This is a genomic window from Actinomadura roseirufa (assembly GCF_900659635.1).
In the GTDB taxonomy this organism is placed as follows: domain Bacteria; phylum Actinomycetota; class Actinomycetes; order Streptosporangiales; family Streptosporangiaceae; genus Spirillospora; species Spirillospora roseirufa.
This window is the reverse complement of record NZ_CAACVB010000265.1, coordinates 1-9607: the sequence shown is the minus strand read 5'-3', so window position 1 is coordinate 9607 and position 9607 is coordinate 1. Positions and strand designations below refer to the sequence as shown.

9 protein-coding genes and 1 pseudogene are annotated in these 9607 nt (G+C 72.0%); 6 read left to right on the top strand and 4 right to left on the bottom strand.

What is annotated here, in order from left to right:
* The 3 genes and pseudogenes from E1291_RS44345 to E1291_RS34280 form a co-directional block, all read right to left on the bottom strand.
* Window positions 1-487, bottom strand: a 487-nt coding sequence (locus tag E1291_RS44345; protein ID WP_503108253.1) for a CdaR family protein, incomplete at its 3' end; no start/stop codon positions are given.
* Window positions 488-905: 418 nt separating this feature from the next.
* Window positions 906-1352, bottom strand: a pseudogene (locus E1291_RS44340) (GAF domain-containing protein); the annotation flags it as partial.
* 177 nt (window positions 1353-1529) lie between these two features.
* Window positions 1530-2297 (bottom strand): 3-hydroxybutyrate dehydrogenase, encoded by a 768-nt coding sequence (locus tag E1291_RS34280; protein WP_131742227.1) that lies wholly within the window; start codon window positions 2295-2297, stop codon window positions 1530-1532.
* Window positions 2298-2408: 111 nt separating this feature from the next.
* On the opposite strand from E1291_RS34280, the gene E1291_RS34275 reads away from it, so the two are divergent.
* Entirely contained in the window at window positions 2409-3119 is a 711-nt protein-coding gene (locus E1291_RS34275; protein WP_131742226.1) for a helix-turn-helix transcriptional regulator, read from the top strand.
* 106 nt (window positions 3120-3225) lie between these two features.
* Window positions 3226-3597, top strand: coding sequence for a VOC family protein (locus tag E1291_RS34270; protein ID WP_131742225.1), 372 nt, complete (start codon window positions 3226-3228; stop codon window positions 3595-3597).
* A gap of 461 nt (window positions 3598-4058) precedes the next feature.
* Here E1291_RS34270 and aceE read toward each other — a convergent pair whose 3' ends face one another.
* On the bottom strand, window positions 4059-6848 hold the full coding sequence (gene aceE / locus E1291_RS34265) for a pyruvate dehydrogenase (acetyl-transferring), homodimeric type (RefSeq protein WP_131742224.1): 2790 nt from the start codon (window positions 6846-6848) through the stop codon (window positions 4059-4061).
* A gap of 348 nt (window positions 6849-7196) precedes the next feature.
* Here aceE and E1291_RS34260 point away from each other — a divergent pair, with 348 nt between their 5' ends.
* The 4 genes from E1291_RS34260 to E1291_RS34245 all read left to right on the top strand — a co-directional run bounded on the left by E1291_RS34260 (window position 7197) and on the right by E1291_RS34245 (window position 9285).
* On the top strand, window positions 7197-7406 hold the full coding sequence (locus E1291_RS34260) for a DUF1918 domain-containing protein (protein WP_131742223.1): 210 nt from the start codon (window positions 7197-7199) through the stop codon (window positions 7404-7406).
* A gap of 102 nt (window positions 7407-7508) precedes the next feature.
* On the top strand, window positions 7509-7916 hold the full coding sequence (locus E1291_RS34255; RefSeq protein WP_131742222.1) for a secondary thiamine-phosphate synthase enzyme YjbQ: 408 nt from the start codon (window positions 7509-7511) through the stop codon (window positions 7914-7916).
* A 242-nt stretch (window positions 7917-8158) separates the two neighbouring features.
* On the top strand, window positions 8159-8587 hold the full coding sequence (locus E1291_RS34250) for a DUF3052 domain-containing protein (RefSeq protein WP_131742221.1): 429 nt from the start codon (window positions 8159-8161) through the stop codon (window positions 8585-8587).
* A 236-nt stretch (window positions 8588-8823) separates the two neighbouring features.
* Window positions 8824-9285 (top strand): peroxiredoxin, encoded by a 462-nt coding sequence (locus E1291_RS34245; RefSeq protein WP_131742220.1) that lies wholly within the window; start codon window positions 8824-8826, stop codon window positions 9283-9285.
* Window positions 9286-9607: the final 322 nt, after the last annotated feature.

Here is a 9607-nt window from a genome sequence, read left to right as displayed (position 1 = left end):
CACCGCGCAGTTCTGGACGAGGCTCTCGGCGCTCTGCGGCCGCGCCGACCGTGGCGGGACCCCCGAGCGAGGCGCCCAGCTCCCCGGCGACCCGCCGCGCCGCGTCCCCGGGACGGTCGCCCGGCAGCAGCAGCACGACCTCCTCGCCCCGGGACGCGGCCAGGCCGTGTTCCGCCGCCGCGTACGAGGACGCCCAGAACGCGGCCCGCCGGCGATGTTCCGGCGGACCGTAGCGAACCGAGAGCACGACATGCGGGGCGTCCAGGTCCACGCCCACGCGGCCGGCACGGGCCGCCAGGGCCTCGGCGTCCGCGTGGCGGCCCGACAGCAGGTCGTCGAGCAGTTCTCCGCGGACCCGGCCCTCCGCCTCGGCCACGCTCCGGCGGAGCAGCAGCAGGAGCGCGGTGACCAGGGCGGCCCGTTCGAGGATCCGCTGGTCCTCGACGGAGACCTCGCCCGCCGACCGCAGGACGAGCGTGCCCAGCACCTCGTCGCCGGTGGTGACGGACGCGATCCACAGATCGTCGCGGTGGACCGTGCGCCCCTGCGCGCGCAGAGTGCGCTGAAGCCGTGACCCCGGACAGCTCGTGCTCGCTGAGAGGAGCGGACACCGTCCCCGTGGTCGCGAGCTGCCGCCCGTCGGCGTCCAGGACGTGAAGGGTCCCGCCCAGCAGTTCGGTGACGACCGCGCCCACGTCCTCGACCCCGCCGCCGCGGACCACGATCGCGGTCATCCGGTCGTGCGCGCGCGCCGCTCGCTCCACAGCGGCGCTTCGAGCCCTGACGACCTCGTTGACGGTGCTCAGCTCGTCCAGTGCGGCCTGGGTCTCTTCCAGGAGGCGGGCATTGTCGATGGCGACCGCGGCGTGCGCGGCGAGCGAGCCGAGCAGCGCCACCTCCTCCTGGTCGAAGGGGCGCTCGCCGCGGTCGGCCGCCGTCAGGACCCCGATCACCCGGCCGCCCAGCTGCATCGGCACGCCCAGGATCGCGACCACGCCCTCCTCGGCGACCGCCGCGTCGATGAAGTCCCGGTGCTGGAACCGTCCGTCCCCTAGGTAGCGGGCGCTGGTGTAGGGCGTCGCCGTCTGCGCGACCAGCCCGACCAGGCCCGCCCCCATCGGCAGCCGCAGCCGCCGGAACGCCGCCGACACCGTGCCGTCGGTGACCCGCATGTAGGTGTCGCCGCGCTCGTCGTCGTTCAGCGTCAGGTAGGCGATGTCGGCGTTCAGCAGCCGCCGGGCCCGGCGCGTGATCGCGGTCAGCACCGCGTCGAGGTCGCGCAGCCCGGCGAGGTCGCCCGCGGTGTCGAACAGCGCCGCGAGCTCCGCCTCCCGGCGCGCGTGCCTGCGCATGATCGTCCGGACCCGCAGCGCGGCCAGCTTGGCGGCCTCCAGCTCGGCTAGCACCGCCGGGGGAGCCCCCGCCGCCCGCGCCCGCACCAGCGGCCCCTCGAACTCCACGGGGGACGCCTCGCGGGCGAGCAGCTCAAGGAAGACACCGCAGGTCATAGGGGACATTGTGGACATGCCTCAGTGCGCCGTCCAGCCGCCGTCCAGGGACAGCGACGCGCCGGTCAGCATCGCCGCCCCCGGCGAGCACAGGTAGGCCACCAGCTCCGCCACCTCGCCGGGCTCGACCAGCCGCTTCACGGCGGCGCGTTCGAGCATGATCTGCTCCACCACCTCGTCCGGTTCCAGCCCGTGCGCGCGCGCCTGATCGGCTATCTGCCCCTCCACCAGTGGGGTGCGCACATAAGAAGGGTTGACGCAGTTGGACGTGACACCATGTGGCGCGCCCTCCAGCGCGATCACCTTGGACAGCCCCTCCAGGCCGTGCTTGGCCGTCACGTACGCCGCCTTGAACGGCGACGCGCGCAGCCCGTGGACGGACGAGATGTTCACCACCCGTCCCCAGCCGCGCTCGTACATGCCGGGCAGCGCGTCCCGGACGAGCCGGAACGGCGCCTCCACCATCAGCCTCAGGATCCGCGCGAACATCTCGGGCGGGAACTCCTCCAGCGGTGCCACGTGCTGCACGCCCGCGTTGTTGACCAGGACGTCCACACCGCTCGCCAGCCCCGCGAGCGAGCCCGTCTCGGCCAGGTCGGCGGCCACCGGCGTCCCGCCGATCTCGGCCGCCGCCCGCTCCGCCGCCGCGCCGTCGATGTCGGCCACCACCACGTGCGCCCCCGCCGCCGCCAGCCGCCGGGCGCACGCGAGGCCGATCCCGCCCGCGCCGCCGGTGACCAGGGCACGCCGCCCCGTGAGATCCAGCCCGCCGGCCGCTTCGCTCGTCATGCGCACAACCTACGGACGCCCCGCCCGCCCTCCCATGTGCGCCGCCCACACAATCCACGCCGCGATGGTGTGATCCTCATGGATGTCAGAGGCGGGGCGTACCGTCGCCGCGTGAACCGCACCGACCGCTTGTACGCACTGGTGGAGGAGCTGAGGGCCCGCGCGCCGCGCCGGGCCAGCGCCCGGGAACTGGCCGCGCGGTACGAGGTGAGCGTCCGCACCATCGAGCGCGACATCGCCGCGCTCCAGCAGGCGGGCGTGCCGATCTACGCCGACGTCGGCCGCGGCGGCGGGTACACGCTGGACAAGAGCCGCACGCTGCCGCCGCTCAACTTCACCCCCGCCGAGGCCGTCGCCGTCGCGGTCGCCCTGGCCCGCGCCGGCGGCTCGCCGTTCTCCCGGTCGGCCCGCACCGCCCTGCACAAGATCGTCGCGGCGATGTCGGCGGGCGACGGGGCCACCGCCCGCGAGCTCGCCGACCGCATCCGCTTCGTCGGCCCGCCGGACGGCGAGGCCGCCGCGCCCGTCTCGGTGCCCGCCGTGCTGGAGGAGGCGATGTCCGCGCGCCGCGTCGTCCGGCTCGGCTACGTCGACGCGGGCGGCAGCGAGACCGAGCGCGACGTCGAGCCCCTCGCGTTCACCGCCGTCCGCCTGCGCTGGTACCTGCTCGGCTGGTGCCGGCTGCGCGACGAGTCCCGGGTGTTCCGCATCGACCGCGTCCGCCGCGCGGCGCTGCTGGACGAGCCCGCCCCCGAACGCCGGCTCGACGACATCCCGTCCGGCCCGCCCGACTACGTTCTGCGCCCGCTCGAATTCGTCTGAGGATCCGCGGAAATCCCGACAGGGGGTTGTCGCCCGCTCCGCCCACCCTGGTCCCCGGCGCCGGACGCACGGTGCCGGACCCGACCTGACACATAAGGAGAAGGCGATGACCGTTCCCGCGTACAACACCGTCGCGTGGTTCCAGGTGGGCACCGAGGCCCCCGAGGAGGCGCGCAGGTTCTACGGCGACCTGTTCGGCTGGCGGTTCGCGCAGGACCCCGACGACGACGGCGGCTACGACCTGATCAGCTACGCGGGCGCCGGGGAGCCGAGCGGCGGGATCTCCCGCACCTCGGACCCGTCGGCCAACCACGCGACCTTCATGGTCCTCGTCGACGACGTGGACGCCGTCTGCACCCGCACCGAACAGTCCGGCGGCAAGGTGGCCGTCCCCGCCACGACGGGCAAGTCGGGCCTGCGATTCGCCCACCTGATCGACCCCGCCGGCAACCGCTTCGGCGTCTTCAAGCCGCGTTGATCGCAAGCCCGGCCCAGGTGCTCGCCTAGCGGCTCGCACCTGACCGTTCTTGTGCGAGCGCGAATCGCTTCGCGATCTTCCCGGCGGGGGCTCGCCTCCGGCGTCGCCCCCGCCGCTCAGGTAGCGCGCTCGCGCGACGGCTGAGCAGCGGGGTCAAGCTGGCCTTGAACTCCCGGACACGATGAAGGGCCCCGAGAACCCTCGGGGCCCTTCGCACAACGTGCGACGTGTCCAGATCGCGGCCTACACCTCCGCGATCAAGACCAGCCCGACACGCTTCTTTCAGCTCAACCCGTGACCAGCCGCAACGTTGCGATCGCGTGCGAAGCCAGGTTCGGGCGAAGCGAGAACCTGATCGCGCAGCGAGCCCTCTAGGGCGAGTCGGAGCGATGCCAGCGATCGCCGCATTGCCCGTTGAAGGAAGGCGCGCTAGCGCCTGACGCCAAGGGCAATGCAATAAATCACGCGTCTCCTCCCGTGTTGCTTTCGGCGCTGCCGATGCCGCCGGCGAAGACCGAGCTGACGTCGGTGTCCAGTTTGTAGCGTTCGATCGCCTGCTGGAGGGTCTCGGTCTTGACCTCGCCGTGACGGGCGAGGCGGGTGAGGACCGCGAGGACGATCGAGGCCGCGTCGACGTGGAAGAAGCGGCGGGCGGCGGCGCGGGTGTCGGAGAAGCCGTAGCCGTCGGTGCCGAGCGAGGAGTAGTCGCCGCGCACCCATGGGGCGATCTGGTCGGGTACGGCGCGCATGTAGTCCGATACGGCGACGATCGGCCCGGGAACGTTCTCCAGCCTCCGCGTGACGTAGGGGACGCGCTGCTCGGTGCCGGGGTTGAGGAGGTTCCACTCGTCGCAGGCGGCGGCCTCGCGGGCGAGCTCGTTCCAGGAGGTCGCCGACCAGACGTCGGCCGCGACGCCCCAGTCCTCGGCGAGGAGCCGTTGCGCCTCCAGCGCCCAGCGGCCGCCGACGCCCGAGGCGAGGATCTGGGCTCGCGGGGCCTGGCCGTTGCCCGCGGAGACCTCGGGCGCGGGACGGTGCAGGTACAGGCCCTTGAGGAGCCCGGCGACGTCGAGGTTCTCGGGCTCGGCGGGCTGCTGGTAGGGCTCGTTGTAGACCGTGAGGTAGTAGAAGACGTCCTCGCCGGTGGGGTGTTCCTCGGACGAGCCGTACATGCGGCGCAGGGCGTCCTGCACGATGTGCGCCAGCTCGAACGCCCAGGTGGGGTCGTAGTGGACGCACGCGGGGTTGGTCGCGGCGAGCAGCGGCGAGTGCCCGTCGGCGTGCTGGAGGCCCTCGCCGGTGAGGGTGGTGCGGCCGGCGGTGGCGCCGAGGAGGAAGCCCCGGCCCATCTGGTCGCCGAGGGCCCACATCTGGTCGCCGGTGCGCTGGAACCCGAACATCGAGTAGAAGATGTAGACGGGGATCATGTGCTCGCCGTGCGTGGCGTAGGAGGTGCCCGCGGCGATCGTGGAGGCCATCGAGCCGGCCTCGCTGATGCCCTCGTGCAGCATCTGGCCCTGCTCGGACTCCTTGTAGGACAGCAGCAGCTTGCGGTCGACGGCGTCGTAGGTCTGCCCGTGCGGCGAGTAGATCTTGGACGTGGGGAACAGCGAGTCCATGCCGAACGTGCGGTACTCGTCCGGGGCGATCGGCACGAACCGGGCGCCGAGGTTCTCGTCCTTGATCAGGTCCTTGAGCAGCCGGACGAACGCCATCGTCGTGGCGATGTTCTGCTTGCCCGAGCCCTTCTTCAGCTCGGCGTAGACCGGGTCGCCGGGCAGCTTCAGCGGCTTGGCGCGCACGACCCGCTTGGGCAGGAACCCGCCGAGCGCGGCGCGCCGCTCGCGCATGTACTGGATCTCGTCGGAGTCCTCGCCCGGGTGGTAGTAGGGCGGGAGCGGCGCCTCCAGCGCGGAGTCGGGGATGTCGAGGTAGAGCCGGTCCCGGAACTCCTTGAGCTCGGCCTTGGTCAGCTTCTTCATCTGGTGGGTGGCGTTGCGGGCCTCGAAGTCGGACCCGAGCGTCCAGCCCTTGATGGTGTGGGCGAGGATCACGGTCGGCTGCCCGACGTGCTCGCGGGCCGCCTTGAACGCCGCGTACACCTTGCGGTAGTCGTGGCCGCCGCGCGACAGCTTGCGCAGGTCGTCGTCCGTGAGGTGCTGGACGATCTTGCGGAGCCGGGGGTCGTCGCCGAAGAACTTCTCCCGGATGTACTCGCCGGACTCGACGGTGAAGGTCTGGAACTGCCCGTCGGGCGTGGTGTTCATCTTGTTGACCAGGACGCCGTCGCCGTCCTGCGCGAGGAGCGGGTCCCAGTCGCGTCCCCAGATGACCTTGATGACGTTCCAGCCGGCGCCGCGGAAGAACGACTCCAGCTCCTGGATGATCTTGCCGTTGCCGCGGACCGGCCCGTCGAGCTGCTGCAGGTTGCAGTTGACGACGAAGGTCAGGTTGTCGAGCTCCTCGCGGGCGGCCAGCCCGATGGCGCCCAGCGACTCCGGCTCGCCCATCTCGCCGTCGCCGAGGAAGGCCCACACGTGCGAGCGGGAGGTGTCCTTGATCTTGCGGTTGTACAGGTAGCGGTTGAAGCGCGCCTGGTACACCGAGTCGATCGCGGTCAGCCCCATGGAGACCGTGGGGAACTCCCAGAAGTCCGGCATGAGGCGCGGGTGCGGGTAGGACGACAGGCCGCCGCCGGGATGCGACTGCTCCTGCCGGAACCCGTCGAGCCTGCCCTCGGGGAGGCGGCCCTCCAGGAACGCGCGGGCGTAGATGCCGGGCGCCGCGTGACCCTGGATGAAGACCTGGTCGCCGGACTCGCCGTGGTCCTTGCCGCGGAAGAAGTGGTTGAACCCGACCTCGTACAGCGACGCGGCGGAGGCGTAGGTGGCGATGTGGCCGCCGACGCCGAGCTCGGGCCGGTTGGCGCGGGACACCATGATCGCCGCGTTCCAGCGGATGTAGGCGCGGATGCGCCGTTCCACGTGCTCGTCGCCGGGGAACCAGGGCTCCGACTCCGGCGGGATCGTGTTGATGAAATCGGTGCTGCGCAGGCCGGGCACCCCGACCTGCTGCTCACGGGCCCGCTCGAGGAGCCTGAGCATCACGTAGCGCGCCCTGCCCCGGCCCTCGGTCTTGATGACCGTGTCAAGCGATTCCAGCCACTCTCGGGTCTCCTCCGGGTTGATGTCGGGCAGCTGACTCGGCAGGCCGTCGCTGATGATCGAAAAGCGTTGACGTCCGGAAGCCACGGGATCCCCTCTGTGCTTGCCGTCTGCGCTGGTGGGGCCACGATCGCCCGTCCGGGCGGCCGGCGGCCCCGGCATGACTGTTCGTCGCCTCGGTTCGTGATCCATCGTCGCCGTTCATGACGGCTAACGCATCTCTACCATTCGGTAACCATTCTTCCCGGTCAACCGGGGTACCGGTGCTGTGAGGTGCCGTTCCGGTCCGTCGCGGGACGCCGTCCGGGGCCGCCGCCGGAGGTGGTACCCGCGAGGCACTCGACTGCACGCCCGGAACGTATGAAGCTGGGTACAAGGAGCACCATGCCCGGCACGGTCCGCCAGGCGGCGGGCCGAAACGAGCCTGGGGGAGTCATGAACGCGACAATCGGAGACCGCCTGCACGTCCACGCCCACGTCGTGGGGCAGGCCGACCGGCAGGGCGAGATCGTCGAGGTGCGCGGCCCGGACGGCGGCCCGCCCTACCTCGTCCGCTTCGAGGACGGGCACGAGACGCTGGTCTACCCGGGACCGGACGCCGTCATCGAGCGCGCCGTGGACGCGGAGGGCGTCTCCGGACGCTGACCGCCCGCGCCGCCCGGCGGCCGGCGGCGGCGCGCGGATCCGGGCCAGGATCCGGGCGCGCCGTGAGGGGTCCGGCGGCGCGGATCGGGTACACCAGTGATCATGGAGAGCACCGTGGTCCGGGTGACCACCGGTACGAAGGAGACCGTGCACGACATCACGGCCGACTGCGAGCGGTTCGCCGCCTCGGCGGGCGGGGACGGGCTGCTGCACGTGTTCGTGCCGCACGCCACCGCCGGCGTGGCGATCCTCGAGCTCGGCTCCGGCAGCGACGACGACCTGCTGGCCGCGCTGCGGGAGCTGCTCCCGGCCGACGACCGGTGGCTGCACGCCCACGGGTCGCGCGGCCACGGGAGGTCGCACGTGATGCCGGCGCTTGTGCCGCCCTTCGCCACCGTCCCCGTTCTGGACGGCCGGCTCGCGCTCGGGACGTGGCAGTCCGTGGCGCTGGTCGACCTGAACGTCGACAATCCCGACCGGCAGGTCAGGTTGTCGCTGCTTAAGGGATGAGCCTGGATTGTTTAAGGGATGAGCGTGGATTGTCACCCTCTGTGGGCGTCCGGTCACGGCCGCCTCCGTATTCGGGCCAATGAGGCCACCAAAAGCCGGGAAGACACTTGCGCGAGGGGCCCCCACTTGTGTGGACTGTCCCGCAAACACCGCACTGGTGTGGGCGGGCCACCCGTCCCGGGGGGCCGGATATGCATCGTGCATAGGGCACCGTGCGGACTTTCGACCATGGGAGGACTTTCGTGAGCGCGACCGCGGGTCAGGCGCAGTCTGAGCGCAGCCTGGCCGAACGGCTCGGCCTCAAGGCGGGCCAGGTGGTGCAGGAGATCGGCTACGACGACGACGTCGACGAGGAGCTCCGCGGCTCCGTCGAGGCCGTCACGGGGAACGAGCTGGTCGACGAGGACTACGAGGACGTGGTCGACATCGTGCTGCTCTGGTGGCGCGAGGAGGACGGCGACCTGTTCGAGGGACTGACCGACGCGATGATCCCGCTGGCGGGCGGCGGCAACATCTGGCTGCTGACGCCGAAGGCGGGCCGTGACGGGCACGTCGAGCCCAGCGACATCGGTGAGGCGGCGCAGACCGCCGGCCTGTCCCAGACGAGCAGCATCAGCGCCGCCAAGGAATGGTCGGGGACGCGTCTGGTCGCACCCAAGGTCCGCAAGTAGCCGGGGCCGCCCGGCACGGCGTCCGCTGCTCGCGCGGCGCCGTACGGCCGCGTGCCCGGATCCCGCTTCCGGGACGGACCGGGTCGCGCCGGGTCGCGCCGTGTGATCGGGAGTGTGACCGGGATCCACCGCCCGGTCCGGTCGCGCGCGGTCCGGGGGTGGCAGACTGGGGCCCGTTCCCACGTCCGTGGGGGCGCACGTTCCCCGCGGCGGCGGGGCGACCCGCGGGAGAGGCAGTGGCGGTTGAGGTAGGCGACGGCGCACCGGACTTCGAGCTGAAGGACCAGCACGGCGCACCGGTGAGGCTGTCGGACTTCCGTGGCGGCAAGAACGTCGTCCTGGTGTTCTACCCGCTGGCCTTCAGCGGCGTGTGCACCGGAGAGCTGTGCCAGATCCGGGACGAGCTGCCCACGCTGGGCGACGACTCCGGCGTCCAGGTGCTCGCCGTCTCGGTCGACTCCATGTTCGCGCTGCGCGCCTGGGCCGACCAGGAGAAGTACCAGTTCCCGCTGCTGTCGGACTTCTGGCCGCACGGCGGGGTGGCGCAGCGCTACGGCGTGTTCGACGAGGAGAGGGGCCTCGCTACGCGCGGCACCTTCGTCATCGACACCGAGGGCGTCGTCCGCTGGAAGGTCGAGAACGCCATCCCGGACGCGCGCGACATCGCCGAGTACCGCAAGGCGCTCGCCGAGCTCTGAGCGAACCGGACCGGCGCCGGCGGCGCGGTGCGAGCCCGCGCGGCCGGCCCGGTCCCCGCACCCTGGAGGTGTGATGCCCTGCTTCCGTTGCGGGGCGCGGCAGACCGACCCCGTGCGCGGCGCGAGCCCGTGGCGGCGCGGGGTACGGGACGATCACCAGGTCCTGGTCTGCCCTGACTGCCAGGCCGCCCACGGCTGGGCGGCCGATCTCGATCGATGCGCGGTGGGCTCACATAACCGACTGGCGGGACGAGCTCGCGCCCCACTACGACCAGGCCCGGCGGATGCTCGGCGTCGTGCGGAACCCGACCCTGACCGAGGC